Source organism: Winogradskyella sp. R77965, from assembly GCF_044594915.1.
Taxonomy (GTDB): Bacteria; Bacteroidota; Bacteroidia; order Flavobacteriales; family Flavobacteriaceae; genus Winogradskyella.
The window spans coordinates 2,662,872-2,689,811 of sequence record NZ_CP138990.1; the positions used below are offsets into that span (position 1 = coordinate 2,662,872).

General features: G+C 33.7%; 21 protein-coding genes. 8 read left to right on the forward strand and 13 right to left on the reverse strand.

Annotated features, from left to right (window positions below):
- The 8 genes from SJY34_RS11905 to hemA form a co-directional block, all read right to left on the reverse strand.
- Positions 1 to 411 carry an Lrp/AsnC family transcriptional regulator gene (locus tag SJY34_RS11905; RefSeq protein WP_400075927.1) on the reverse strand — a complete coding sequence of 137 codons (411 nt, stop codon included), beginning with the start codon at positions 409 to 411 and terminating at the stop codon, positions 1 to 3.
- Between the two features lie 414 nt (positions 412 to 825).
- Positions 826 to 1,815, reverse strand: a complete 990-nt coding sequence (hemB, locus tag SJY34_RS11910) for a porphobilinogen synthase (protein WP_400075929.1) — start codon at positions 1,813 to 1,815, stop codon at positions 826 to 828.
- A 51-nt stretch (positions 1,816 to 1,866) separates the two neighbouring features.
- Positions 1,867 to 2,769, reverse strand: coding sequence for an oxygen-dependent coproporphyrinogen oxidase (gene hemF / locus SJY34_RS11915; RefSeq protein WP_400075931.1), 903 nt, complete (start codon positions 2,767 to 2,769; stop codon positions 1,867 to 1,869).
- Between the two features lie 6 nt (positions 2,770 to 2,775).
- Positions 2,776 to 3,309: a GNAT family N-acetyltransferase gene (locus SJY34_RS11920; protein WP_400075933.1), complete on the reverse strand. Its 534-nt coding sequence runs from the start codon at positions 3,307 to 3,309 to the stop codon at positions 2,776 to 2,778.
- A gap of 3 nt (positions 3,310 to 3,312) precedes the next feature.
- The gene (locus SJY34_RS11925) at positions 3,313 to 4,092 is read right to left on the reverse strand and encodes an EI24 domain-containing protein (protein WP_400075935.1); all 780 of its coding nucleotides are present in this window, start codon (positions 4,090 to 4,092) and stop codon (positions 3,313 to 3,315) included.
- An 82-nt stretch (positions 4,093 to 4,174) separates the two neighbouring features.
- On the reverse strand, positions 4,175 to 5,197 hold the full coding sequence (hemE, locus tag SJY34_RS11930) for a uroporphyrinogen decarboxylase (protein ID WP_400081376.1): 1,023 nt from the start codon (positions 5,195 to 5,197) through the stop codon (positions 4,175 to 4,177).
- Positions 5,198 to 5,301: 104 nt separating this feature from the next.
- Positions 5,302 to 6,888 (reverse strand): hydroxymethylbilane synthase, encoded by a 1,587-nt coding sequence (gene hemC / locus SJY34_RS11935; RefSeq protein WP_400075937.1) that lies wholly within the window; start codon positions 6,886 to 6,888, stop codon positions 5,302 to 5,304.
- Positions 6,881 to 8,128 carry a glutamyl-tRNA reductase gene (gene hemA / locus SJY34_RS11940; protein WP_400075939.1) on the reverse strand — a complete coding sequence of 416 codons (1,248 nt, stop codon included), beginning with the start codon at positions 8,126 to 8,128 and terminating at the stop codon, positions 6,881 to 6,883. The genes hemC and hemA overlap by 8 nt, the downstream gene beginning before the upstream one ends.
- A 209-nt stretch (positions 8,129 to 8,337) precedes the next feature.
- On the opposite strand from hemA, the gene SJY34_RS11945 reads away from it, so the two are divergent.
- The gene (locus SJY34_RS11945) at positions 8,338 to 9,237 is read left to right on the forward strand and encodes a helix-turn-helix transcriptional regulator (RefSeq protein WP_400075941.1); all 900 of its coding nucleotides are present in this window, start codon (positions 8,338 to 8,340) and stop codon (positions 9,235 to 9,237) included.
- Between the two features lie 325 nt (positions 9,238 to 9,562).
- Here SJY34_RS11945 and SJY34_RS11950 read toward each other — a convergent pair whose 3' ends face one another.
- Complete coding sequence (locus SJY34_RS11950; protein ID WP_400075943.1) at positions 9,563 to 13,075, reverse strand: TraB/GumN family protein; 3,513 nt, start codon at positions 13,073 to 13,075, stop codon at positions 9,563 to 9,565.
- A 224-nt stretch (positions 13,076 to 13,299) separates the two neighbouring features.
- On the opposite strand from SJY34_RS11950, the gene hemH reads away from it, so the two are divergent.
- A complete protein-coding gene (hemH, locus tag SJY34_RS11955) occupies positions 13,300 to 14,337 on the forward strand; it encodes a ferrochelatase (protein ID WP_400075945.1) in 1,038 nt (345 codons plus the stop codon).
- Positions 14,337 to 15,689, forward strand: coding sequence for an MATE family efflux transporter (locus tag SJY34_RS11960; RefSeq protein ID WP_400075947.1), 1,353 nt, complete (start codon positions 14,337 to 14,339; stop codon positions 15,687 to 15,689). Before hemH ends, SJY34_RS11960 begins: the two co-directional genes overlap by 1 nt.
- On the opposite strand, the gene SJY34_RS11965 is transcribed toward SJY34_RS11960, so the two are convergent.
- Positions 15,686 to 16,459 carry a DUF6624 domain-containing protein gene (locus tag SJY34_RS11965; protein WP_400075949.1) on the reverse strand — a complete coding sequence of 258 codons (774 nt, stop codon included), beginning with the start codon at positions 16,457 to 16,459 and terminating at the stop codon, positions 15,686 to 15,688. The two genes, SJY34_RS11960 and SJY34_RS11965, sit on opposite strands and share 4 nt — an antisense overlap.
- Positions 16,460 to 16,596: 137 nt before the next feature.
- Between SJY34_RS11965 and SJY34_RS11970 the strand changes: the two genes are divergently transcribed.
- From SJY34_RS11970 to SJY34_RS11985, 4 genes are all read left to right on the forward strand, one after another.
- On the forward strand, positions 16,597 to 19,683 hold the full coding sequence (locus tag SJY34_RS11970) for a VPS10 domain-containing protein (RefSeq protein ID WP_400075951.1): 3,087 nt from the start codon (positions 16,597 to 16,599) through the stop codon (positions 19,681 to 19,683).
- Entirely contained in the window at positions 19,684 to 20,232 is a 549-nt protein-coding gene (locus SJY34_RS11975) for a CopD family protein (RefSeq protein WP_400075953.1), read from the forward strand.
- A 29-nt stretch (positions 20,233 to 20,261) separates the two neighbouring features.
- The gene (locus SJY34_RS11980) at positions 20,262 to 21,716 is read left to right on the forward strand and encodes an ATP-binding protein (protein ID WP_400075954.1); all 1,455 of its coding nucleotides are present in this window, start codon (positions 20,262 to 20,264) and stop codon (positions 21,714 to 21,716) included.
- A gap of 66 nt (positions 21,717 to 21,782) precedes the next feature.
- Positions 21,783 to 22,565, forward strand: coding sequence for an enoyl-CoA hydratase/isomerase family protein (locus tag SJY34_RS11985; protein ID WP_400075956.1), 783 nt, complete (start codon positions 21,783 to 21,785; stop codon positions 22,563 to 22,565).
- Positions 22,566 to 22,625: 60 nt separating this feature from the next.
- Here the strand turns inward: SJY34_RS11985 and SJY34_RS11990 are convergent, their stop codons facing one another.
- The gene (locus SJY34_RS11990; protein ID WP_400075958.1) at positions 22,626 to 24,050 is read right to left on the reverse strand and encodes a Gfo/Idh/MocA family protein; all 1,425 of its coding nucleotides are present in this window, start codon (positions 24,048 to 24,050) and stop codon (positions 22,626 to 22,628) included.
- Between the two features lie 159 nt (positions 24,051 to 24,209).
- Between SJY34_RS11990 and SJY34_RS11995 the strand changes: the two genes are divergently transcribed.
- Entirely contained in the window at positions 24,210 to 25,283 is a 1,074-nt protein-coding gene (locus SJY34_RS11995; protein WP_400075960.1) for a PA0069 family radical SAM protein, read from the forward strand.
- 66 nt (positions 25,284 to 25,349) lie between these two features.
- Here SJY34_RS11995 and SJY34_RS12000 read toward each other — a convergent pair whose 3' ends face one another.
- Together SJY34_RS12000 and SJY34_RS12005 are read right to left on the reverse strand one after the other, a co-directional pair.
- Positions 25,350 to 25,895, reverse strand: coding sequence for a hypothetical protein (locus SJY34_RS12000; protein WP_400075962.1), 546 nt, complete (start codon positions 25,893 to 25,895; stop codon positions 25,350 to 25,352).
- A 377-nt stretch (positions 25,896 to 26,272) separates the two neighbouring features.
- Entirely contained in the window at positions 26,273 to 26,830 is a 558-nt protein-coding gene (locus SJY34_RS12005; protein ID WP_400075964.1) for a hypothetical protein, read from the reverse strand.
- Between the last annotated feature and the right edge of the window lie 110 nt (positions 26,831 to 26,940).

Sequence of the window (26,940 nt, forward strand, 5' to 3'; positions counted from 1 at the left end):
TTATACATAATCTAAAATAATACTTGTATTAGGAACACCATAGTGCGAAATGCGCTCTAGCATACTAACCAATTCTTTATTGCTTTTAAAAAACGCAAGTATGCAAAGGCTACTGTCTCCAGTAATTTGATCACAGCGTTGCACTTCTTTAAATCCTTTTATTTGATTATAAGCAGTTCTTATGGTACTTGATTGATGTACTTTTAAAGTTATATAAACTTTAGTAGTGTACCCTAATTTCTCATGATTGAGTCTTAGTGAATATCCTAAAATAATACCACGTTTTTCGAGTTGTTTTACACGTTTACCAACAGCAGGAGCAGACAAATCCACAGACTTACCGATAGTAGCAAAAGATTCTCTAGCATTAGAACGTAACATTTCAATGATTTTTTCGTCAATATCATCCATTTTTTTGATTATTAAGTAGAAATATAATTATACGATTGATTCAAAATCAAATATATATAAAAAGTTTGTATTTAAAACTTATTTTTAAGCTTTATGAACCTAGCTATTTACTCTTTATGGCTTATTTTAAAGGAAATTTTATAAAAACAACACCAATATGAGGTGTTTTATTTCTTTGGGATAAAACAATTTTAGGGTTTTATAAACGATTTAGGATTATTAAATACCCTTTATGAGTAAATCAAGGACTTTTTTATCTAGATTATTAGCGAGAGCATGGTATTATGTGAAAAATTGGTATTGGTTTGTAGTGTTTTTGGAGTATAAAGCCATTTTTTTCGATTTGAAAGCAAATTCTTAAATATAAGACGCATTCGAAATCAAAATAAACAAAAAACGATTAAATTATAGTCTTTATTTTAGTAGCTTAACAACGTCTTTAGCAAAATAACTCGCAATAATATCAGCACCAGCACGCTTAATAGACGTAATTTGTTCTAACATTACGGCATCATGGTCTAACCAGCCTTTTTCAGCAGCAGCTTTTAGCATCGCATATTCACCAGAAACCTGATAAACAGCAATGGGTACATCAAAATTATTCCTAATATCACGAACTATATCTAAATATGCCAAACCAGGTTTTACCATAACGATATCAGCACCTTCGTTAATGTCCATTTCCGTTTCCCTTATGGCTTCATCTCTATTAGCAAAATCCATTTGATAGGTTTTTTTGTCTTTTGGTACATCAACCATATCTACTGGTGCCGAATCTAAAGCATCTCTAAAAGGGCCATAAAAAGCCGAAGCATATTTCGCAGAATAGCTCATAATACCAACATCTATAAAGTTAGATTGGTCTAAACCTTCTCTAATACCCAAAATTCTGCCATCCATCATATCGCTTGGTGCTACAAAGTTGGCACCAGCTTCTGCATGAGAAATACTCATTTCTGCCAAGACCTCGACTGTAGCATCGTTAATAATTTTCCCTCCTTCTACAATACCATCGTGTCCATATGATGAAAAAGGATCTAGCGCGACGTCTGTCATAACCAACATATCTGGGCAAACGTCCTTTACGGTTTTAATAGCGCGTTGCATTAAACCGTTTGGATTTAAAGCTTCTGTACCTTTATTATCTTTGAGTGCGTCATCTACTTTTACAAAAAGCAGAACTGATTTTAAACCTAAACTCCATAGATTTTTCACCTCATTTTTAAGTAAATCTAAGCTATAGCGATAATAATTAGGCATCGATGCAATTTCTTCTTTAATGCCTTTGCCTTCAACTATAAAGAGAGGGACTAAAAAGTCATCAGGAGATATTATAGTTTCTCTTACTAAACTTCTAATCGCTTCGTTGGTTCTTAGTCTTCTATTTCTTCGTATTGGAAACATAAATAAAGTTATAAGTTATAAGTATAAAGTTATAAGTTGCTCACTCGCACTCTAGACCCAATGTATTGGTTTTTGTAATATTTTAATTAATCGTTCTTCTTCACTTCCTTTCTCAGGATGATGATCATAAACCCACTGTACATGTGGTGGCAAACTCATAAGAATACTTTCAATTCGTCCATTGGTTTTCAATCCAAATAAAGTGCCTTTATCATGTACTAGGTTAAACTCTACATAGCGACCACGGCGAATTTCTTGCCAATCACGCTGCTCTTTAGAGTATGGTATATCTTTTCGCTTTTCAACTATTGGTACGTAGGCTTCTAGGAAACTATCACCAACTTCGGTAACAAAGTCGTACCAGTTTTGCATGCTCATATCTTCTGAAGCCTTGCAATAGTCAAAGAATAAACCACCTAAGCCACGAGCTTCATTTCTGTGTGTATTGTAGAAATAGTTATCACACCTAGCTTTATATTTAGGATAAAACTCTGAGTTATGCTTATCACAAGCTGTTTTGCAAACTTGATGAAAGTGCTTAGCGTCTTCATCAAATAGATAATACGGAGTAAGATCTTGTCCACCACCAAACCATTGGTCTACAATGTTACCTTTTTGGTCATACATTTCAAAATAACGCCAATTTGCGTGCACCGTTGGTACCATTGGGTTTTTAGGATGTAACACTAAACTCAAGCCACAAGCAAAAAAATCAGCATCTTCAACACCAAAGTATTTTTGCATACTATCAGGTAATTTTCCGTGTACTCCAGAAATATTGACGCCTCCTTTTTCAAATACGTTTCCGTTTTCAATCACTCGAGTTCGTCCGCCACCTCCCTCAGGTCGTTTCCAAATATCTTCTTGGAATTTAGCTTTACCATCGACCTCCTCTAGTTTAGAAGTTATAGTATCTTGTAATTGATGAATGTATTTGAAAAATTCGTCTTTCACGTTATATTATTTGTATAATTCGTACAGCTCCATATCTAAAGGCTGTTCGCTAGGTGGAGTAAACTCATTTATTAAGGTTTTTTGCCACTTAAAATTGTTATTTGTAGCCACTTTTACACTTCCTAAATTGTCTTTATGTGAAATTATTTGAAGCGTTTCTAAGCCTAAATCATTAAATGCATGTTTTGATAGTGCGTTGACAGCATTAGAGGTTAATCCTTTCCCTTCAAAAGTGTAACCAATACAATAGGCAAATTCGCCTTGCTTTTTATCCCAATCGAGCTCTTTAATATAAATAAGTCCGGCAAGTTCTCTAGTTTCAGAATGCTTTAGCGTGAAAAGAAATTCTTCTTTATCTTTAAATTGTTTCACTTTTTTCTCAACGAAAAATTGAGATAAGGTTGGGTTTAAATTTTGTTCTATCGTTTTTGGGAAATAGCGCTTAAAACGGTCTGTATTGGCAACACATAAATCACAAATTTTCCAGGCATCACCTCCATGAATAGGACTAATCTCAAAGCCATCGAACTCAGCAACCATAGGTTAAGCGTTTAGTTTTTCAAAAGGTTCAAACCCAATAGTACCATCATCATCATAAAGCAAATCAACAGCAATAACCGATGCGGAGGTTACGCTCAAAGGTAAAACAAGTACAACACCAATAACAGGAACAAGTAATAACAACATAAAACCTATGCCATTACCTATAGCAAGCCCTCTATTTTTTCTAATAAAAGCGACACTTTCTTTATATGTAAAATGGCGTTCTAGTGTATAGTCCATATTGCCAAAACCAGCATAATAAGCTTGTACTAAAAATAACAATGCCGTTGAAAAAATATTGACAACAGGTATAAATTTTAGTAATAAAATAGGAAGCGTAAAAAGTAATTCTTGTGATAGGTTTCTTAAACTCAATCGTATACCTCGCAATAACTGCTTAGTAAACGTGGATTTTGTATAGTTCTGAGTAGGTTGACCTGTGTAATATGCCTCAATTTTTTCTGAAACCGGACTCATAAATGGCGATGACAATGCCATAATAATATGTTTGTATAGAATAAGCCCAATAGCAAATATTATAATACCAGCAATTATTGTTGAAATGAATGTAATAGTTGCTTTTCCCCATTCCCATACCCAAACTCCTGCAATCCATTCGCCCAAGTTGTCTGAAAGTCCATAAGCAGAGACAAAAATTAAAATAAATACAACAAAACTTATGAGCATTGGAATAACAAAGTACTTCCATAATTTCAACTTAGAAATTAAACCATAAGCACCTGTGTAAACTTGAAGTCCTCTGAATATATTGTGAAACATCTTTTTATTTTTTGATTAATAGTTGATTGACTATTAAACAAGACGCACAAAGTTAATATCTGTTACGGAAAAACCTTAATATTTAAGATTTATATTCCTTAACAGCATCAATAAACGCCTTGGCATTATCAAGAGGGATATTTGGTAAAATCCCATGGCCTAAATTTACAATGTATTTATCTTTTCCAAATTCATTTATCATCTGATGTACCATACGTTTAATTTCTGTAGGTGGTGAAAACAAACGTGTTGGATCAAAATTACCTTGTAATGTAATATTACCACCTGTTAAATAACGCGCGTTACGAGCAGAGCACGTCCAATCTATACCCAGTGCAGATGCTCCAGATTTAGACATTTCGTTAAGTGCAAACCAACAGCCTTTTCCAAAAGCAATTACTGGCGCTTCGTCTTTTAAAGCATTAATAATCTGCTGAATATATTGCCAAGAGAACTCTTGATAATCTACTGGAGATAACATGCCGCCCCAAGAATCAAAAACTTGTACAGCATTACAACCTGCTTTTATTTTTTCTTTTAAATAAGCAATTGTTGTATCTGTAATTTTCTGTAATAGTTGATGTGCAGCAATCGGATTTGTAAAACAAAACTCTTTGGCTTTATCAAAGTTTTTAGAGCCTTGACCTTGCACACAATAACAAAGTATGGTCCATGGTGAACCAGCAAAACCAATTAACGGAATTTCATTGTTAAGCTTTTCTTTTGTTGCTTTTATAGCTTCGTAAACGTAATTTAAAGCTTCTTTTACATCTGGAACAATAACATTATCGACGTCTTTTTGAGAGCGTATAGGATTTGGTAAATAAGGTCCAAAGTTTGGTTTCATCTGTACCTCAATATTCATAGCCTGTGGAATAACCAAAATATCTGAAAATAGGATTGCAGCATCCATACCATAACGGCGAATCGGTTGTACTGTAATTTCACTAGCTAACTCAGGTGTTTGGCAACGTGTAAAGAAATCATACTTCGCTTTTATTTCCATAAACTCGGGTAAGTATCGTCCAGCTTGACGCATCATCCAAACAGGCGGACGGTCAACGGTTTCACCTTTTAATGCTCTTAAAAATAAATCATTGCGAATACCGGCGGAAGCAGGTATCTCTTTTTTTTGTTCTCCATATGTCTGTCATTCCTGCGAAGGCAGGATTTGATTAATATTCAAGGTTCTAGTCATAAGATTCCTGCCTACGCAGGAATGTAATTCTCATTTACCAACTCAATTACACTCTCTACAGTTGGTACTTTTGCAATACGTACATCTTCAAAATACTGCTTTGCAGCTTTAGCGGTGGTTTCTCCAATACAAAAGGCAATACCATTAGCTTTATTTTGTTTCAAGAAGCTTTCAACAGTTGAAGGACTATAAAACATAATACCATCTAAGTTACCTTCTACTTTATCTGCATCAAATTTAGTTTGGTAAGCTTCAACTTCGTTTACAGTAATTTTATTTTCCGTTAAGATATTAGGTAAATCATCTAGTCTTAAATCACTACAGAAATAAGTCACTTCAGTTCCTTCAATATATTCAACTAAATATTCAGCCAACTTCTTAGCGTTAGCTTCGGTATGTTTTACTTTACCAATGCGTTTTTCTACCATGCGTTTTGTACGTCTACCAACACAGTAGATATTTTTGAATTGTAATTCTGGTGCAGAAAAGTTAGTTAATAGCGCTTCAACTGCATTTTTGCTGGTAATGATAACATTCTGAATTTCATTTCTAACTAAACTTTTAGAAAGTCTATTCAAACTAATTTTTATGGCATCATTACTTTCAGAAACGACATCATTATGAAACAACATGGCTTGATCATCCGTTAGTTTCTTAGTAGAGTAGATATTAGTGATTTTATCTCCACGTCCCAATTCGTCGATTAGTGTTTTACCACCTTTTCCAATAATATAATCAGCGCAGAATTCGGCTAAACCTTCGCGCTTATCTAATGGCACCACTTTAGATACTTCGATTTTCTTTGTGCCATCTTTGCTAAGAAGAATACCTTTAAAGTTGACTTCTTCCTCTTTATTAATATAACAAATAGCTCCGATTGGTGCTGTACAGCCACCTTCGAGACGATTTAGAAATTCACGCTCTATTGACGTACAAATTTCAGTGACTTCATCATTAATTTCTGCACATATTGCTCTTGTCTCTTCATCAGCTTCTAAAGCGGTAATCATAATTGCTCCTTGTGCAGGTGCTGGAATCATCCAATGCAGATTAATAGAATTTTCAGGAGTAATTCCTAATCGACCTAAACCAGCACCAGCGAATATAGCTGCATTCCAGTTTTCGTTAGTGTCAAGCTTTTCGAGTCTAGAGTTAACGTTTCCTCTAAGTCCAACAACAGTATGCGTTGGGTAACGGTTTAGCCATTGTGCACGACGCCTTAAACTGCCTGTAGCAATGACCGCATCTCTGGCCGATAGAAATTCTTCATTTGTTTTATAAACCAATGTGTCATTAATATTCCCTCGTTTTAAAACGGCTGCTTGTACAATACCTTTCGGTAAAATCGTAGGTACGTCTTTAAGAGAATGGACTGCAATATCGATATCTTCATTAAGCATTGCAATATCTAAAGTCTTTGTAAAAATCCCTGTAATACCTAATTCGTATAAAGGCTTGTCGAGGACAATATCTCCAGTTGATTTTATCGGAACCAAGACCGTTTTATGACCTAAATGTTCAAGTTGAGATTGAACAGTTTTTGCTTGCCACATAGCGAGCTGGCTGTCGCGTGTGCCAATGCGAATGATTTTAGACATTGTCGGTAGTTTCTAACTGAAATATTTTTTTGATGAGTTCTATACTCTCATCAGAAGTCTGTGTATCTGCTCTTAAATGATGTGCAAACTGATTGGTAATTTTCTGAATCAAATTATTAGTAATCAATTCGGCCTGATCTTCATTAAAATCAGATAATTTTTTACGTTGTGTATTAAATTCAGAATTTTTGAAGTCTGTCAATTTATGCTTTATAGCTTGTATTGTAGGTACAAACTTTAAAGTATCTAACCAAGCGTTAAATTCGGCCATAATCTCCGAGATTATAGCTTCAGCATCAGGAATATATGCCTTTCGCTTTTCTAAGGTGTCATCCGTAATCTTTGCCAAATCATCTAAATGCACTAAAGTAATATTAGAATGCTCTCTAATATCTTCGTTTACATTTTTTGGAATTGATAAATCTAAAACCAATAAAGGCTTGTCAGTAGAAATCAAAGATTTATAAACCGTTGGATTTTGCGCTCCTGTAGCTACTATTAAAATATCTGAAGTGTTGATCTCATCTTGTAAATTTTCATAGTCCTTTACCACAAGATTAAATTTACCTGCAACTTCTTCAGCTTTATCTTTAGTTCTGTTAATTAGAGTAATATGAGGGTTTTTAGTGTGTTTCACTAAATTCTCACAAGTATTTCGACCTATTTTGCCAGTTCCGAATAGTAGAATATTTTTATCTGAGATGTTCTCAACGTTATTCATAATGTACTGAACAGAAGCAAAAGACACAGATGTTGCACCAGATGATAATTCGGTTTCAGTTTTAATACGTTTACTGGCTTGTATTACAGCATTTACTAAGCGTTCTGTGAACGAATTCATTAGATTCGCTTTCTTTGAAGCTCTTGCGGCGAACTTAAGCTGACTTATAATTTCAAAATCTCCAAGAATCTGACTATCTAAACCAGAACCCACTCTGAACATGTGATTTATAGCCTCTTTATTTTTGTGAACGTAGGCTACGTTTTGAAATTCTTCGACTGTTCCTTTTGTGTTTTCACACAATAAATGAATCAATTGGTAAGGATGCTCAGCGAAACCATAAAGTTCTGTTCGGTTACAAGTAGAAATTAACAGAATACTTTCAATACCACTTTGTTTAGCTTGCTCTAAAACATTTTGTTTTGCAGCATCGCTTAAACTAAAATGACCACGCACTTCGGCATCAGCTTTTTTATAGCTAAGACCTATGGCATAAAAATATTTACTTCTATTTGGCATGTGTTGCTTTACTCGTTTACCTGACTTTGGAAAGTAACAGCACAAATGTAATTTTGTTATTCAAAAAAAAACAACGCTAGAAGAACTTAAAGTATCGTTTCTGGTTTTTTAAGATTGTTTTTTAATAAAACATGATTTTTATCATATTTTTGTAGTGAATGCAAGGGCTTTTTAAGCTTTTGTTTAGAACCAATCTAAATAAGTGCGAAATGAAAATGGAAAAAACAACGTTTAAAAGTGTCGCTACAGGTACTTTTGATGAAACTTTTATTGAAGATGGCTTTTTTGTGTTGACCAATAAGAATGAAAATGACACTGTTGAAATTCTTGAACGTGAGATTGATAGTAGTTTTATTCAGTTTCATTTTTGTACTAAAGGTTCGTCTGCTTTTGTGTTTAATCAAGGCACTTATACCCTAAATATTAATGAGGATACATCTCTATTACTCTACAATCCGCAACGCGATTTACCAATTCATTTAGAAATGCAACCGCATTCCTGGTTGGTTTCTTTGGTGATATCTATAAAGAAATTTCATGGTTTATTTTCTGATGATGCGAGTTACGTTACTTTTTTAACAGACGATAATAGAGACAAGAAGTATTATAAAGATGGAAAGATTTCTCCTTCAATGGCCGTGGTTTTAAATCAGGTGATAAATTTTAGTTTAAATAATTCTATAAAGCCATTATACTTTAAAGGAAAGGCTTACGAGTTATTGAGTTTATTTTTTAACAGAAGTGAGGATGCAGATATTGAGCAGTGTCCGTTTTTGGTTGATGAGGTCAATGTAGCTAAATTAAAAAAAGCGAAAGACATCATTATTGCCAATATGTCTGAGCCACCAACGTTGCAGGAATTGGCAGATGAAATAGACTTAAGCCTTAAAAAATTAAAAGAAGGCTTTAAGCAAATTTATGGTGATACAGTTTATAGTTTTCTATTTGATTATAAAATGGAAACTGCACGTAAGCTTTTAGAATCTGGTGACCATAACGTTAATGAAGTTGGTCTAAAAGTGGGCTACAGTACCTCTAGTCATTTTATAGCAGCTTTTAAAAAGAAGTTTGGAACAACGCCTAAGAAGTATATAGTTGCTTCGAGTTAATAATAGATATTGCTTTTTTAGATAATATCTGATTCAAATCCATCTCTTAGCAATATAGCGTTCAGAAGAATTTTATAATCATACCAATGTGAACCATTATAATGCTCAGTTTCATTTACTTTGATAATTAGTTCCTTGATCTTTTCAAAATCTGATTGAGATAGCTTTTCAACTAATTTAATTATTTCATTGATTTCTTTAGAGGCTTTGTATTCTGGTTGAAATGATTTGTCGATTTTTGAATTTGCTTCAATTTTTTAGCATATCAAAGTCATTCGGTGAAAATGTTCTTTAAATATTGGTTTTATTAATTAGTTACTAAATATTAATAATCATAAGAACTACCACGACCACTAGGAGTAACACGTTTTCGATCTTTATAAATCGCTAAGTTGATAATCTCAGTGTATTGCTCTTCTAGTTCCTTGGTTTTATCCACTTCTGTACCATAGTTCTCAGATCTATCATAATATTTAACCACTAATTGTTTTGGGTCTTTTGGCTTAATAAATGAGATATAATGGAGCATTTCAGACTTGCCAGAATACTCATCTTCTTTATCAATCTTAAAGAAATATATCACAGCATTTTTGCCTTTATCTGTTACAAAATCTCGTTTTAGAAGGAACGTAAGCGAGTCTTTTTCTTTTTCAAAACTAGCATTAGATAAGAGCTTGGATTTAGCAAATTGCTGCTGATCTATATTTAAGGATTTTATTTTGCTTAGTAGCTTTTCTTTATCCAATTTCTCTAGTAATAAGTGCTGGTTCTCTTCATCATCAAGAATCTTTTCTTTCAGTTTTTCAGGAATTGATTCTTTGTTTTTAGTCAATAACACATAGTAGTTTACAAGTGCTGAGGTATCATCTACATTAAGTAACTTCTCAAAGAAATCTTGAGTAGAGCGTTCTTTTCTATATGGAAAAAGTAACTTCACATAAGTTGATAAATCATTAGAATACGAGTTATACCCATAATTAGAATTTCCTAAATTTCGCTTTACCTCAATTTTACCATCATTGATTAATTGATTTTTGTATTTAGAATAGGTCTTTAATTTAATATGACCACTATCTTTTACTCTAACTAATAGATCATAGAGTGGTTGCTTATATTCTTGTATAGTACTGTATTGTAATATTTTAGGAAATAATGAAGCCTTTAATTGTAAAGAATCTTTTCCGAAATAATTATAAAAAATACTACCAACACCGTTTAATGGTAAATCGCGTTCCATCAGGTCTAAAGCTAAATTGTAAGAATCTTTCTTGTTAGAGTCTAACAAGCCTTCTAAAATAGCCGTTTGGGTTTGAGGGTCTGAATAACTATCGTTATACAATTGGGTTATAAAAGGTAAATTATTCTTTAAATCGATTTCAATTAGTTGCTCTACAAGATGGTACTTAATATCTAAACGCTCCTTTTCAAATTCAAAATCCTTAAGAACTGATACAATATCCTTACTGTTATGTTTATTAAATTTGATAAGATTATAAGATCCCAGTACGACACTATCATTAGCTCTAAGGGCTTCAAAAAACTGTTTGGTTTTATCTTTAAAAACACTTTGACCAAGAAGTGTATCTTTTGGTGTAAATGAGTCGTAGAACTCGGTAACAAAAGTTGAAGGGCCAGCTATAGAATCTATTAAAGTGGAAAGTTCAAAAAGAACACCTTCTTTTAAAATGTTTTTTACTAAAACCTGTTTTGCACTTGCAGAATCAGTGTAACTAAAACTATAAGAATAGAAATCTTCCGTTTTAGATTTTTTACGATTAGCTATTTTAAATACCTTATCTGGCTTATAATAACGTGTTGAGAAATTAATTTTCTGGTCCATGTTTTTCCATAGACTATCTACATTCCTAAACATTTGTAAGTCATGAAACTTAGTTCTTGTGACAGATATTTGCTCATTAGCACTAGTAGAATAAATAGCTTGCTTTGTCTTTTCTTCGTAATCTTTGTCATCCTTATTATTGTATCCATAGCTGCCATAAGGATTTGGCATAGGAGGTTTGGCATTTGTGCTTACTGAAAAATGCAATGATGTATCTATTACTTTTTCAAAATTCTTGTAATCTGTTTTGTTGAATTTAAAGGACTTAAAAAAATCTGTTTTATCACTTTCGTTATCACCAACGTAACCTAGAAGATAATAACTTCCATCTTTTACAATAGTCTTAAGATGTATGTTTTTACCAGAAGTTGAATCTAATACAGCTCGTGACTCATAGGTTTTGTAATCACCAGCTTTAAATCCGCCTTTTGCCTCCTTTAACTTATAGGTTTTATACAAAGCATGATGAAAATATTTGGCTTCAAAACTATCTTCTTCAATGTACGAAGCGTCATGCAGTGTGGCTTCTTCAACAAAATAATAAGCATCGTCTTTATAACCTTCCAAAAGCTTTTTACCACTATTAGCCATATTACTAGTGACGTAATATTCAGGAAAATTAACTTCAAATTTTTTGTGTGGAGACACGAACAATTGATTGGAATTTGATGGGGTTTTTAAAGTTATAGAACTAAAAATTTTGTCTTCATGCTTTAAAACGAAATCACTACGACCAGCAAATTTTATAATGATAATTTCTAATGGTGTTTGGTAAATATGGTATTTCTGAAATTCGCCCTTCTTTGTTTTATTCACAATACTAATGCCGGGATAAGGCTTAGTTAACTCTTCCTTTTTAATAATATCACCAGGAATATCTTCATATAATAAATCATCAATTTCTTTTAAAGTGATATTTTCTTTTTCATTAGGCAAATACAGAAAACGACTGATTCTATTAACGGTTAAATAGGCACCATTGGTCATATCTGGATCCAAGTAATACTTCTGTCCTCCATAAGAAAACTCTCTAAGCTCATCATAAGTATTTATGCCTAAAAACCCATCAGGTGTTGTATTCATTTTAAGTGTAGGTGCAACAAAAAGGCTATCTAGTTTTATTTTTTCTGTTTTGCTATAATCTGTCTGATCAGAAGTCAAAGCTTTAACTGTATAACCTCTTTGACGGAGCATATTAATCATACCTTTTTCTCCAGGTAGATGTGCAGCACCAACACCAGCAAAAACAGATCTGTTTGGCATTAGTTCTTCTAAAGAAATCACCATGTTTTCATTACGAATAAAAAGCATGTTCTCTCTGTAAAACTTGGTGTTAACACCAGCTCCGATAGAATCTAATAAATCTAGGTTTCTATCGCGATATAAGTTTTCTTGAATGAGATATGGATTTTCCTTAGCAAATAGTTTTTGTAACCAAGGGTCTAAATCTTTTTTGTCAGCATTATAAGCCGCTTTAGTAGTTAAATAACGAGATTCTGCTAAATCTTCAAGCCCATAAATTTCTTTATTATTTTTCTTTCCTGCTTGGAAGATAAACATATCGAGATAGGTTTCTTCTTCAAAATTATCTGAGGCATTACTTTTTCTATATAAGTAAGCATTCACGGCATTATTATCCATCCTTACCGATCCTCTAATCGCCATTTCCTCAGGATGAGTTAACTTAAAAAGATTAGTGTAAAACTCACTTCTATAGTTGTTATAATATGCCATTTCACCAATCATCATATCATAATTAAAACCTGGCCATGTTGTGGGATCAGACTCTAAAGCAACACAATCGCTTTCGTTCAGAGCTTTGTAGAATACATCATCTAAACGGAATGCTACTTTTTTGCTAACATGCATAGTACCGTAGAGATATGATTTTTTTTCAAGACCATTACCTGAAATTTCCCAAAGTAAACTCTGGTATTTTTGTTGTGAAAAACACGTTATTGAAAATGTAATGAAAAGGGCAAAAAGAATTTTTTTCATAATTTAATTTAAATCAAGGCCTGTAAAGATATTTAAATCTTCGAAACAGCCATATTGAATCAATAAAACTCGTTAAAAAACTGATATTATAGACGTTTTATATTAAATCTTTAACAATATTAAACACAAAAATTTTTTGTTGATACTGTTATAAGCAAAAGCAATTAAGAGAATTGTTTACCATTGCAGATAGTGTTGTATTTTTGCATTTGAAAAAGAAAATTATGTCAAAAGGAATTTTACTTGTCAATTTAGGGTCTCCAGATAGTCCAAACCCAAAGGATGTGAAAAAGTATTTGGGTGAATTTTTAATGGACGAACGTGTTATTGATGTACCACTTTGGGCAAGAACGCTTTTAGTAAAAGGTATTATTTTAAATACAAGACCAAAAGCTTCAGCTAAAGCTTATCAGAAAATTTGGTGGGAAGAAGGCTCACCATTAATCGTATTGTCTGAAAGACTTCAAGAAAAAGTACAAGAAAAAGTAGATTATCCTGTTGCTTTAGCTATGCGTTATGGCAGTATGACGCTAAAAAAAGGATTGCAGGAATTGGTAGATAAAGGCTGTACCGAGATAAAGACTATTCCGCTTTATCCTCAATTCGCTATGGCAACTACCGAAACTATTGATGTAAAGATTGATGAACTAGTTGCGGAACATTTTCCACAAATAAAAATTTCCAGAACACCCGCTTTTTATAGTCGTGAGGATTACATCAATGTACTTTCCAAAAGTATTGCTGAAAAGCTTGATGGTTTGGATTATGAACATATTCTCTTTAGTTACCATGGTGTTCCAGAACGACATATTCGTAAAAGTGATGTCACTAACGGAAACTGCAAAATGAACGGGAAATGCTGTTTTAAAATGGGTAGTAAGCAACACGAGTTTTGTTACCGTCACCAATGTGAAATTACTACAGTGAATGTGGCTAAAAAATTAGGCTTAAAAAATGGGACATACTCAACAACCTTCCAATCTAGACTTGGTTTTGATCCATGGTTAAAGCCTTATACAGACAGAACCATTGAGCGAATGGGAAAAGAAGGTACTAAAAAAATGGCCATTGTAACACCAGCTTTTGTAAGCGATTGTTTAGAGACGTTGGAAGAAATAGCTATGGAAGGTGAAGAAATTTTCCATGAAGTTGGTGGTAAAGAATTTACAGTCATTCCTTGTTTAAATGAGCGTGAGGATTTCGCTCAAGTGCTTAGTAATATTATAGAAGAATGGGCAACTAAAGAAACTCTAGCCGTTTAATGGCTAAGGTATCTTCACAAGATTTAGGACATCAACCCATTGGTAAATTACTGATTAAGCAAGCTGTACCAGCTTCAATTGGTATTTTGGTGATGTCCCTAAATATTTTAGTGGATACTATTTTTGTGGGTAATTGGATTGGGCCAACTGCAATCGCAGCAATAAATGTTGTTCTGCCTGTTTCATTTTTTATTGCCGCTTTAGGTATGGCGATTGGTATTGGTGGTTCATCAATTATTTCTAGAGCTTTAGGTGCCGACAATCAGATTAAGGCCTGTAAAACTTTTGGTAATCAGATTACACTTACCATTTTGGTAACCATAATTTTTGTGGTTTTTGGATTACTTTATATCAACGATATAGTACCTGCTTTTGGTGGTAAAGGCTCTATTTATGAGCTTGCAAAAACGTATTATAGAATTGTACTATATGGAGTGCCAATTTTGGCGCTTTGTATGATGGGAAATACAGTAATTAGAGCAGAAGGCAAGCCAAAATTTGCGATGTATGCGATGATGTTTCCATCTGTAGGAAACTTGCTTTTAGACTTGCTTTTTATTAAAGCATTTGATTTTGGCATGGCTGGTGCTGCATGGGCAACTACAGGGTCTTACATTCTGTGTTTTTTGTTTATTTTATGGTTTTTTCTATCAAAGAATTCAGAATTAAAAATCAATGTTAAACATTTTGGATTAGACCTTCCTATTGTCAAAGAAATAGGCTCTTTAGGATTTGTCACTTTAGCCAGACAAGCTATCGTGAGTGTTACTTATTTATTGATGAACAATATCTTATTCGATTTAGGTGGTGAAACATCAGTCACAGCTTATGCTATTGTTGGACGGATGTTAATGTTTGCCTTGTTTCCTGTATATGGAATCACCCAAGGATTTTTGCCAATTGCAGGCTTTAACTATGGAGCAGAAAAATATAAACGTGTCCGAGAATCCATTATAACAGCTGTAAAATATGGGATTCTACTTTGTGCTATTATTTTTATATTCTTAATGATTTTCCCAGACGCAATTACAAAACTTTTTACACAAGATACAGATGTACTAAAGGAAACTCCTCCTGCGATGCGTTGGGTTTTTGCTGCAACTCCGATAATTGGAATTCAGTTGATTGGTGCAGCATATTTTCAGGCGATAGGAAAAGCAATTCCTGCATTATTATTAACACTGCTAAGACAAGGTTTATTCTTTATTCCTTTAATATTTATTCTCCCAAAGTATTATGGTGCTTTAGGCGTATGGATGGCGTTTCCGATATCAGATGTATTGGCAACTATTGTAACTGCTTATTTTTTACATAGAGAAGTAAAGACAAATTTAAATACGAAAGCATTTTAATACTCCAGTTTCTTCATAAGTTCAGCTAAATTGGCTTTATAAGCCTCAACATCCCATGTGGTATTATATTTTTTTAAATAAATTTTCATAGGTTTCAAACCAACCAGAGCTCGTCTTGCATCAAGGCTATCAATAGCATGAGTTGGTGCAACATAATAATCTTGGGTATCTGCATCTTGCCTTACCTCGCTTCCAAAAATTAGTAAACGTTTTTCTCTTAATGAAATACGATCTATTAGATATGCCATTTGATAAGGTTCTACATAGCCTTTGTATAAAGCATCTAAGATAATTGGAAAATAAGAGATTTGAGTGTCTATATTAGCATGCTGTATAACGTAAAAAAAAGCTTTATTTCCCATATAACCTACAGAATCAGGACCTAACCATCCATGTTTATTAATGATAGCTTCTATTTTTACAACATTTATAGAGTCTATGCGTTGCATCTCTTCTACCAATTTATCTCGTTTTTTAGAACCGATAGGATAGTTCTTTTTCACATACTTATTACGAATGTTCTGGTCGTCATTAAAAATGCCTTTTAATTTTTTAGCTAATGATTTATATTCGGGTTTTACGCCATAAGAAATTTTAGGCTTTTGATATATTTTGAAAGCTTCGGTATATTTACCTACTGCAGAGTCATAGTGTTTTTGAGTATGCAACTCCCATGCCTCTATCATCAATGATTTAAAGGAAGTATTGTCTTGAGCATTAATAAACAAGACGGTAAATATCGAAAACAGAAGTGCAGAAATTAGTTTCATTTAATACGTTTAAATATAAATTAATATTGAGTTATAGAAAATTATAAAAAATGTATCAAAAAACAATTTGTTTTTCCAATTTAAAAATAATATTTAATCCGTAAATTTAGAATTCTAAACTAACAACTCTAATTATCATGCGATTTCCAACCCTCTTTGCAGGAATTTTACTTTCCTTTTTAAGCTTAAATCTTCAATCTCAAAACTTTCAAGAATCAGATTATGATGCTTTAGAGTATCGTCTTTTAGGACCCTTTAGAGGTGGACGAAGTGCTGCCGTTACAGGAGTACCAAACCAACCAAACTTATATTATTTTGGTTCAACAGGTGGTGGTATTTGGAAAACAACCAATGGAGGTCGACAATGGGAAAACATTTCTGATGGCTTTTTTGGTGGAAGTATAGGTTCCATTTCCGTTTCTAAAAGTGATCCTAATGTAATGTATGTTGGAGGTGGAGAAAAAACAGTAAGAGGAAATGTATCTTCGGGTTATGGCATTTGGAAAAGTGTAGACGCTGGGAAAACATGGACGTCTTCAGGGTTGAAGAATTCTAGACACGTCCCTAGAATTGCTGTTCACCCAACAAATCACAATATTGTTTATGCTGGAGTTTTAGGAAATATTTATAAACCAACTCAAGAGCGCGGAGTTTATAAAAGTACAGATGGTGGAAAAACATGGAGAAAAACGTTGTTTGCCAATGCACATGCTGGTGTGGTAGATTTAATTAGGGATCCAATCAATCCAAGGGTTCTATATGCTTCGACATGGAGAATTCAACGTACACCATATAGTTTAAGTAGTGGTGGCGAAGGTTCTGCACTTTGGAAAAGTACGGACAGTGGTGAAACATGGATCGAAATCTCAACTAAAAAAGGATTTCCAGAAGGTACTTTGGGTATTATTGGAGTTACTGTGTCACCTTTAAATAGTCAACGTGTTTGGGCAATAATTGAAAATAAAGATAAAGGTGGATTATACCGAAGTGAAGATGGTGGAGAAACATGGAATCAGGTAAATAGTGAACGTAAATTGCGTCAGCGCGCATGGTATTACACAAGACTTTATGCAGACACTGAAGATGTAAATACGGTTTACGTGTTGAATGTGCGTTACCACAAAAGTACAGATGGAGGAAAAACCTTCAATACATACAATGCACCACACGGCGACCATCATGATTTGTGGATAGCACCAGAAGATCCGAAACGCATGATTATTGGTGATGATGGTGGAGCTCAAGTCACTTACGATGGTGGAGAAACGTGGAGCACCTACCACAACCAACCAACATCACAATTTTACAGAGTGACAACGGATAATGCATTTCCGTATCGTATTTATGTAGCGCAACAAGATAATTCTACGATTAGAATTCCGCATCGTACAGATAGTAGAGCGATCACTGAAGATGATTGGGAAAGTACAGCAGGTGGTGAGTCAGCTCATATTGCTGTGGATCCAGAAGATAATGATATTGTTTACGGCGGTAGTTATGATGGCTTTTTAACACGTGTGAATCATAAAACAGGAACTGTTAGAGCCATAAATGTTTGGCCAGATAATCCAATGGGACATGGAGCGGAAGGTATGAAGTATCGTTTTCAATGGAATTTCCCGATTATATTCTCAAAGCATAATCCCGACCGATTGTACACCTTTTCACAGCATGTTCATGTGACAGAAAATGAAGGACAATCTTGGGATATTATTAGTCCAGATTTAACACGAAATGACCCTGAAAAACTAAAATCTTCAGGTGGACCAATTACTCAAGATAATACATCAGTGGAATATTACTGTACCATTTTTGCAGCACAAGAATCGCCATTAAAAGAAGGCTTGCTTTGGGTTGGAAGTGATGATGGTTTAATAAACGTAACTCAAGATGGTGGAAAGACTTGGACAGATGTTACGCCTAAAGGTATGCCAGAATGGATGATGATTAATAGCATTGAGCCAAGTGCATTTGATGAAGGTACATGTTATGTCGCTGGGACTAAATATAAGACAGGTGATTTTGCACCTTATTTATATAAAACAACTAACTATGGAAAGAGTTGGACAAAAATCACAAATGGTATTAACGAAGAGCATTTTACAAGAGTAGTTAGAGAAGATCCAAAACGAAAAGGTTTGTTATATGCTGGTACAGAAACAGGTATGTATATTTCGTTTAATGATGGTAAAGATTGGAAGCCTTTTCAGTTGAATTTACCAATTGTACCAATCACCGATTTAACAATTAAAGACAATAACTTAATTGTAGCTACACAAGGAAGAAGTGTTTGGATGATTGATGATTTAACTGTTATACACCAATTGTACGATACTGATTTGAGTAAAAATGTATTATTTAAACCAAAAGATACCTACAGAATGCGTGGTGGAAGTAGAGCTGGAAGTAAAACTTCAGGAACTAATCATCCAAATGGTGTGATAACCTATTTCAACCTGAAAGATTTAAAAGACGATGATAAAGTATCTTTAACTTATTTTGACTCCAAAGGGGATTCTATTAAAACCTATTCTAATAAAGACAAGAAAAATAAATTGAAAGTTAAAAAAGGAACAAATCAATTTGTTTGGAATATGACTTATGATGGTGCAGAACGGTTAAAAGGAATGATTCTTTGGTGGGCGAGTTTGCAAGGACCAAGAGCAATTCCTGGTCAGTACAAAGTAAGTTTAAATGTTAATGGTGATGAGCAATCACAACAATTTACTATTGTTGCAGATCCAAGAGCCGAAAGTACTTTAGCTGATATGCAAAAGCAATTCGATTTCGTGAAAGATGTGAATAAAACAATGGATGATGCGCACAAATCTATAAAGAAAATTAGGGCAGTTAATAAACAATTAGGAGCATTTCAAAAACAATATGCAACAGATGATAATGTAAAGGAATTGGTAGAAAAAGCAAAAGCTTTAGAAGAGCAACTCTCTAATATCGAAAAAGAACTCTATCAGACTAAAAATAGGAGCGGACAAGACCCATTGAACTTTCCGATTAAGTTGACTAATAAATTAGGGCATTTAAATTCTTTAGTAAGTATGGGAGATTTTCCACCAACAGAACAAGATATTGCAGTAAAGAATGAGCTAACCGCCAAAATTGAAAAGCAATTAACAGCTTTTAATACTATTTTGAATGATGAGGTTAAGGCATTTAATACTGCATTTAATGCGAAGCAGTTAAATTATTTATTTGTTGAGGATTAAATGGAATACTACAACTACATAAAATCACTTCACCTAATCTTTGTCATCACTTGGTTTGCAGGTTTATTTTACATCCCTCGATTATTTGTATACCAAATAGAGGCTTTTCACAAGCCATCACCAGAAAAAGAGATACTAGGAAAGCAACTAAAATTGATGACAAAACGCTTATGGTTTATTATTACTTGGCCATCTGCAATTCTGGCAACTATTTTTGCGGTTTGGTTAATGATTTTATTACCAAGTTGGTTTCAACAAGGTTGGATGCATGTTAAATTAGCATTCGTATTACTTCTGTTTATCTACCATTACAAAACGCATATATACTACAAACAACTTCAAAAGGATGAGGTCAAAGTCACTTCAAATTTTATGCGTATTTGGAATGAGGGAGCAACATTTATCTTATTTGCTGTCGTCTTTTTAGTAATATTAAAGAACTCTATCAATTGGATTTTTGGTGTTATTGGTATAGTGGTACTTGGAATTCTAATTATGCTCGGATTTAAACTTTATAAAAATATTCGTTCTAAAAATCCTGATGCCTAGTTGGCGTGATTATTGCTATATTTAGGGCAATGAAAATAAAACGACTGTCCTTACGAGCAAGAATATTTGTAGCCATGATACTTTTAGTGTTATTGGCTTCAATTTTAATTGCTGCAGTTACTATTTATCAGTACAACGAAGAAGCAAAAGATTATCACAGAGAACGTTTAGAACGAAAAGAAAAAGCGATAAGACGCAGTATTAATTTTGCAATTAGAGAAACCACTTATCCTGTTACTACTGAGAATATTCCCCTAATTTTTAAAGATAAAATATTCGATATAGATGCAATTCATAATTTACAAATCAACCTTTACGATTTAGATGGGCAGTTGCTTAAAAGCTCTAAAAGAACAATTCAAAGAGACACTACAGAGCAATGTCTAGATGTAGAAATTCTAAATACACTGACAAACACTTTAGAACATCGTTATGTTGTTAAAAACCAAGAAAACGGACAAACATTTCAGTCGTCGTACACCTATATAACTGATCAGAAATTCAAAAACTTAGCTATACTGAATTTACCTTATCTAGAAAATGATGATTTCCTTAACAAGGAGCTCAATGAATTTCTATTGCGCCTCAGTTATGCCTACTTAGCAATGATTTTAGCTGCCATTGTATTTGCCTATTTTATTTCAAAATATATCACTAAATCACTAAAAACCATTAGTGATAAAATGATTGAAACACGGCTAGAAAAGCGCAATAAAAAGATTGAAATCGAATCCTCTAGTGACGAAATAGAAACACTTGTAAATTCGTATAATAGTATGATTGACGAATTAGAAGATAGTGCTGTAAAATTAGCGACCAGTGAACGTGAACAAGCTTGGAGAGAAATGGCAAAGCAAGTGGCTCATGAGATTAAAAATCCATTGACGCCAATGCGATTAAGCGTGCAGAGTTTTCAGCGAAAGTTTAATCCTGAAGACGAAAATATTCATCAAAAAGTTGAAGAGTATAGTAATACATTAATTCAGCAAATAGATACCATGAGTTCTATAGCTTCGGCATTTTCTAATTTCGCAAAAATGCCAGCACAACAACGGGAAGTTTTGAATGTGGTTGAGGTCGTAAAATTAGCGCTCGATATTTTCAATGAACACTATATTTCTTTTCATTCTGAAGAAGAAGAAATTATTGCTAAGGTTGATAAAACACAGTTGATTAGAGTAGTTACAAATTTGGTAAAAAACGGAACTCAGGCCATATCTAATGATACTGAAAACCCAAAAATCGAAGTTCGTGTTTTTAGCGAAAAAGATAATGTAAAAATCACCGTTGAAGATAATGGCAGTGGCATTACAGAAGAAAATAAAGCAAAAATATTTGAACCTAAATTTACCACAAAATCTAGCGGAATGGGATTAGGTTTGGCTATGGTAAAAAACATAGTAGAAACCTACAACGGAAGTATTACTTTTACATCTCAACTAGGAGAAGGAACTATTTTTACAGTAACTTTACCTAAGGAATAATTACTAAGCGCAACTATCTGTCACCTCTAGCGCAGTCGAGAGGTCTTTAAAATAAAACAACTTTCAATGAGCTACGAAAACATAATATCCAACTATTCAAATGGAATAACAACCATTACAATCAACAGACCTAATAAATTAAATGCTCTAAACAAAGACACCATCCAAGAATTGCATGATGCTTTTGATGAAGCCAATAAAGATTCTGAAACAAAAGTCATTATTATAACAGGAAGTGGAGAAAAAGCCTTTGTTGCAGGCGCAGATATCAGTGAGTTTGCAGATTTTGGTGTTAACGAAGGAGGAAAGTTGGCAGCACAAGGACAGGCTTTGTTGTTTGATTTTGTAGAAAACTTAGGTACACCAGTAATTGCGGCCGTTAATGGTTTTGCACTGGGTGGTGGATTAGAATTAGCGATGTCTTGTCATTTTAGAATTGCAAGTGCTAATGCAAAAATGGGATTGCCAGAAACGTCTCTTGGTGTCATTCCTGGTTATGGAGGCACGCAACGTTTACCACAATTGGTAGGTAAAGGCAAAGCTATGGAAATGGTTATGACTGCAGGCATGATTGATGCAGATACTGCTAAAGCGTATGGTTTAGTAAACCATGTAGTAGAGCAAGAAGAATTAATGCCACTTTGTGAAAAAATAGCAAGTAAGATTATGCGTAATTCTTCAGTCGCTATTGGTAAAGCTATAAAAGCGATTAACGCTAACTATAAAGATGGAAAAGATGGTTATAAAGTGGAAATTAAGCAATTTGGAAAATGCTTTGGTACTGAAGATTTTGTTGAAGGGACTACTGCTTTTTTAGAGAAGCGTAAGGCTGAGTTTCCTGGTAGATAAAGACAAGTCTTAACCTTGTTTGCTTAAAGAATTGATTCTACTATTGAATAGGACTACTACTTATTTTACTTCCCAGCCTTTTCTATAATCTCGAGTGATCCATTCATTGGCCTTGTCATAATTGGTGACGCGCATAGCATCACCATCCCATAATAACTTTCGTCGTCCTGGATAGTCAAAAGGTGCCCAATCGGTTACTTTTTTACCCTCTTTAAGTACTTTATACTGAAATGATTTTATGGCTAAATTACCCATAAGTACGGCCTCCGTTAGTGGGCCAGCGTAACTAAACGGAGATGATGTTTTTATACCAGTTAAACAAGCCTCTACCCAATTTAGTCCGTGTCCGCCAGATCCATTTTTTATTCGTGGTAAAGTAGGTTCAGGTGGATTAAAATATTTCATGGTATCACTAGGTAATAATCTTGGGTTGCCAGAATAACAATCGGTTACAAGCATACCTTTGGTGCCATAAAAGATACTGCCACCACTCCAATCTCCAATAAATTCCCCATCTTTCAGTTCGTCTGGTAAATCTGGCATAATGCCACCATCGTACCAATTAAGATCTACTTTATTGTGCTTTTTTGTATCAAATTTTAAACGTACAATTGAGGATGGAGGACAAGCTTTATTGTAGTTTGCTTCGACAAAGTCACCAGCCCAAACTGTTGTGCAGCTTGCTTCAGCTTCATATGGTGAACCTAAGCCTAACGTTTTAAACGGTGTTTCCATAATATGGCAACCCATATCTCCTAGACCACCAGTTCCAAAATCCCACCAGCCTCGCCACTTAAATGGTAAATATGCGGAATGATATGGCCGTTCTTGTGCAGGTCCTAACCATAAATCCCAATCCAAACTTTTGGGTATAGGTTCTCCTTCGTTAATATTTCTTAGTCCCTGAGGCCAAACGGGTCTATTTGTCCAGCAGTCTACTTTCTCAATAGTTCCTATTATTCCAGAATCTATCCATTCTTGGGCTTCTCTAATACCATTACTAGAGCTTCCTTGATTACCCATTTGTGTCACGATACCTGTTTCGTTTGCAACACTTGCCATTAAACGAGCTTCATGGATATTATGAGTTAATGGCTTTTCTACATACGCGTGTTTTTTCGCTCTCATAAAAGGTAAAGAAATCACTGCGTGAGTATGATCTGGTGTACCTACCGAAAAAGCGTCAATCTCATTAATATGAGCATCATATAATTTTCTGTAGTCTTTATATCGTTTTGCTTTTGGGTGCATTTTATAGCTTGCTTCAGCCATCTTATCATCTACATCACAAAGTGCAACAAACTTAACTTTTTTAGTTGCAGTCAAATCCCTAACGACACCTCCTCCACGGCCACCTACACCGATAGCTGCAACATAAAGTGTATCACTAGGTGGTACATGCGATTTACCTAAAACAAAGCTAGGTACTATGGAAAAAGCAGCAGTAGCACCTACTGTTTGCTTGATGAATTTCCTACGTTTCATAAAGAAGAGTAATATTGGTTAGTATAGTATCAAGTTACAAAAAAATAGGATTTAAATAGTTTAATATAATATTTTCCCTACAAAATTTGTGAATAACCAACTAAGTTAAAACTACAACCTGTAGCTACAATCAACGACATTTCATAATAATTTTATGGAATGTATTCCAAATCGAAAATTAAGGGTCGTGGTGCCCAACAAAATGTCCACAATCGTTTTTTTGAATTGTCTCACGAAATGCGAGACGATTTCTTAGAATTCTGCCAAAAAGAAGGGGAGGTCGGAGATAAGAACAAAACACAATACCTTAATGTATTTCCTAAAACCATAGTCAATAAAGTCACAAGCCCAGACGTAGGTATGGCATATTCCATGAATGCCTATCAAGGCTGTGAACACGGTTGTATTTATTGCTATGCGAGGAATACTCATGAATTTTGGGGTTATAGTGCTGGATTAGATTTTGAGCGACGCATTTTAGTAAAAAAAGATGCTCCAAAACTGCTAGAAACACTATTAAAAAAGAAAAGTTGGAAAGCACATACTATTGTTATGTCTGGCAACACGGATTGTTATCAACCAGCCGAAAAGAAATTTGAGATTACAAGACAATGTTTAGAGGTGTTTTTAAAATATAAACATCCCGTGGCAATCATTACCAAAAACGCTTTGATACTCAGAGATTTGAACCTTTTAAAAGCACTAGCTAAGGATCATTTAATTTCAGTAAATGTTTCTATAACGTCATTATCAGAAGACACTAGACGCATTTTAGAACCCAGAACTGCAACCATAAAACGAAGGCTAAAAGTTGTCAAAGAGTTAAGTAGTAACGGTATTCCTGTAAATGTGATGTTAGCACCAATAATTCCGTCAATTAATAGCCATGAGATTTTACCACTTGCAAAAGCCGTTTCAGAAGCAGGCGCATTAAGTATAGCTCATACTATTGTAAGATTAAATGGAGCGATTGGTGAAATTTTTACCGATTGGATAAAAAAGACGATGCCAGACAGAGCTGACAAAGTATTACATCAAATAGAAAATTGTCATGGTGGTACGCTAAATGAGAGTAGATATGGAGTTAGAATGCGAGGGGAAGGACAAATCGCAAAACAGATTAATGATTTAGTGACATTGGCAAGACTAAAATACTTTAAGGATAAAGCAATGCCGATACTTAATAGAGAACTTCATGAGCAATATAAAGTTGGACAAATGAAACTCTTTTAAACAAAAAAAGTGGGCTCTTATGCTAAGGCCCACTTTTTACTAATAAACTAATATATAAACAACAATCTATATTCTAAAATTTTCGATAAACACTCTGTCGTTAGACTTAATTTTGGCTGTGTAATCCCCTTTAAGTGTCTCATCTAATTTATACACACGGTTTAATACTTTACTTCCTTCTACTGTTTCTGAATGGATTAATTCTCCTTCAAAATAAAGCTCTACTTTCATGGTATTTGAAGTTAAAGCTAATTTGGAAATTAGAACTTGATCTTTTCTATTTCTAACAACAGGTTTAAAAATTGTTTGTTTGTCAGTATTAATAGAAACTGTATGATCTTTTACTTCAATAGTATTGATTTCAATTTCAAAATCTTTGGTGACTTCAACGGTATATTTACCATCCTTTAATTGACTAAAATCAAAAAGTGTTGTTAGATTACCATTATGTTTAATCTCGCCACTGTAGATAACTTCTCCAGAAGCATCAGTTACAGCGATTTGACTTCCTTTTTCCACGTAGTTGTAAGTTGATGTAACTTCTGAAACTTCGTTTGCGTAGCTTGTATATGTTCCTAACACTACAGCTAATACTAAAATTTTTTTAAACATTTTTTTCATAATAAAATCAGGTTAAGTGATTGTGGGTACAAATGTATAGTGGATTACAACTTTTGAAAACAACAATTTTGGCACATTTATATGCAAAATTAACTGCGAAAATGTATCAATAGGTGTAGTGGGTTAAAATAGAACACATTGATGTTAATCGACTATAGTCTCGATATTTTCAAGATTATGAATAGTGCAATACTATTTACAATATGTTTTGTGAAAACTCACTTTAAAAGTATGAATCTATAAGTAAGAAGTATAATTATGAAGTATGGTATGGTAGCGATTATTTGATTATGGACTTTTTAAACAAAAAAGAGGGCTACTATGAGCCCACTTTTCACTAAATAAAAAACTAATATATAAACAACAATCTATATTCTAAAATTTTCGATATATACTCTGCCATTAGATTTAACAATTGCAGAATATTCTCCTTTTATGGTTTTATCGAGTTTGTAAACTCTATTTAATATCTCGTCTCCTTTTACAGTCTCTGAGTAAATTAACTCGTCTTCATAATAAAGCTTAACTTCCATTTCTGGAGTGTCGAATGCTAGTTTTGAAATAATAATGCTATCCTCAAAAACTCTGAAAATAGGTTTAAAAACCTTTACATATTTATGATCTATAAAATTAACAATATTGTTTTTTACTTCTACTGTACTAATTTCAATCAGATAGTCTTTATTGACTTCGATACTATATAGACCATCTTTTAATTGTGAAAAATCGTAAAGACGACTAATATTACCATCAAAGTTTATCCGACCGCTAAAAATAACTACACCTGTCGCATCAGTTACAGTGATAGAGTTTCCTTTTTTTACATTATTAAAAGTAGGTGAAACTTCTAATGTTGCATTTGCGTAGCTCGTGCATGTTCCTAACATCACAGCTAATACTAAAATGTTTTTAAATAATGTTTTCATAATGTTTCATTTTTTTGGGTTACACTGAAATTTAAAAAACTGCCTATTTTCTTTTAGTTATAATTAAGTGACACTTTTTAATTATCAGTTTAAATGATTTTACACTACAA

Bases quoted from the DNA above. Each gene is read 5' to 3' on its own strand.
- SJY34_RS11975 (WP_400075953.1), top strand. From the start codon at position 19,684: ATGGAATACTACAACTACATAAAATCACTTCACCTAATCTTTGTCATC.
- hemA (WP_400075939.1), bottom strand. From the start codon at position 8,128: ATGCCAAATAGAAGTAAATATTTTTATGCCATAGGTCTTAGCTATAAA.
- hemH (WP_400075945.1), top strand. From the start codon at position 13,300: ATGTCAAAAGGAATTTTACTTGTCAATTTAGGGTCTCCAGATAGTCCA.
- SJY34_RS11985 (WP_400075956.1), top strand. From the start codon at position 21,783: ATGAGCTACGAAAACATAATATCCAACTATTCAAATGGAATAACAACC.
- hemB (WP_400075929.1), bottom strand. From the start codon at position 1,815: ATGTTTCCAATACGAAGAAATAGAAGACTAAGAACCAACGAAGCGATT.
- SJY34_RS11965 (WP_400075949.1), bottom strand. From the start codon at position 16,459: ATGAAACTAATTTCTGCACTTCTGTTTTCGATATTTACCGTCTTGTTT.
- SJY34_RS11905 (WP_400075927.1), bottom strand. From the start codon at position 411: ATGGATGATATTGACGAAAAAATCATTGAAATGTTACGTTCTAATGCT.
- hemC (WP_400075937.1), bottom strand. From the start codon at position 6,888: ATGTCTAAAATCATTCGCATTGGCACACGCGACAGCCAGCTCGCTATG.
- SJY34_RS11920 (WP_400075933.1), bottom strand. From the start codon at position 3,309: ATGGTTGCTGAGTTCGATGGCTTTGAGATTAGTCCTATTCATGGAGGT.
- SJY34_RS11925 (WP_400075935.1), bottom strand. From the start codon at position 4,092: ATGTTTCACAATATATTCAGAGGACTTCAAGTTTACACAGGTGCTTAT.
- SJY34_RS11980 (WP_400075954.1), top strand. From the start codon at position 20,262: ATGAAAATAAAACGACTGTCCTTACGAGCAAGAATATTTGTAGCCATG.
- SJY34_RS11950 (WP_400075943.1), bottom strand. From the start codon at position 13,075: ATGAAAAAAATTCTTTTTGCCCTTTTCATTACATTTTCAATAACGTGT.
- SJY34_RS12000 (WP_400075962.1), bottom strand. From the start codon at position 25,895: ATGTTTAAAAAAATTTTAGTATTAGCTGTAGTGTTAGGAACATATACA.
- SJY34_RS12005 (WP_400075964.1), bottom strand. From the start codon at position 26,830: ATGAAAACATTATTTAAAAACATTTTAGTATTAGCTGTGATGTTAGGA.
- SJY34_RS11990 (WP_400075958.1), bottom strand. From the start codon at position 24,050: ATGAAACGTAGGAAATTCATCAAGCAAACAGTAGGTGCTACTGCTGCT.
- SJY34_RS11970 (WP_400075951.1), top strand. From the start codon at position 16,597: ATGCGATTTCCAACCCTCTTTGCAGGAATTTTACTTTCCTTTTTAAGC.
- SJY34_RS11945 (WP_400075941.1), top strand. From the start codon at position 8,338: ATGAAAATGGAAAAAACAACGTTTAAAAGTGTCGCTACAGGTACTTTT.
- SJY34_RS11995 (WP_400075960.1), top strand. From the start codon at position 24,210: ATGTATTCCAAATCGAAAATTAAGGGTCGTGGTGCCCAACAAAATGTC.
- SJY34_RS11960 (WP_400075947.1), top strand. From the start codon at position 14,337: ATGGCTAAGGTATCTTCACAAGATTTAGGACATCAACCCATTGGTAAA.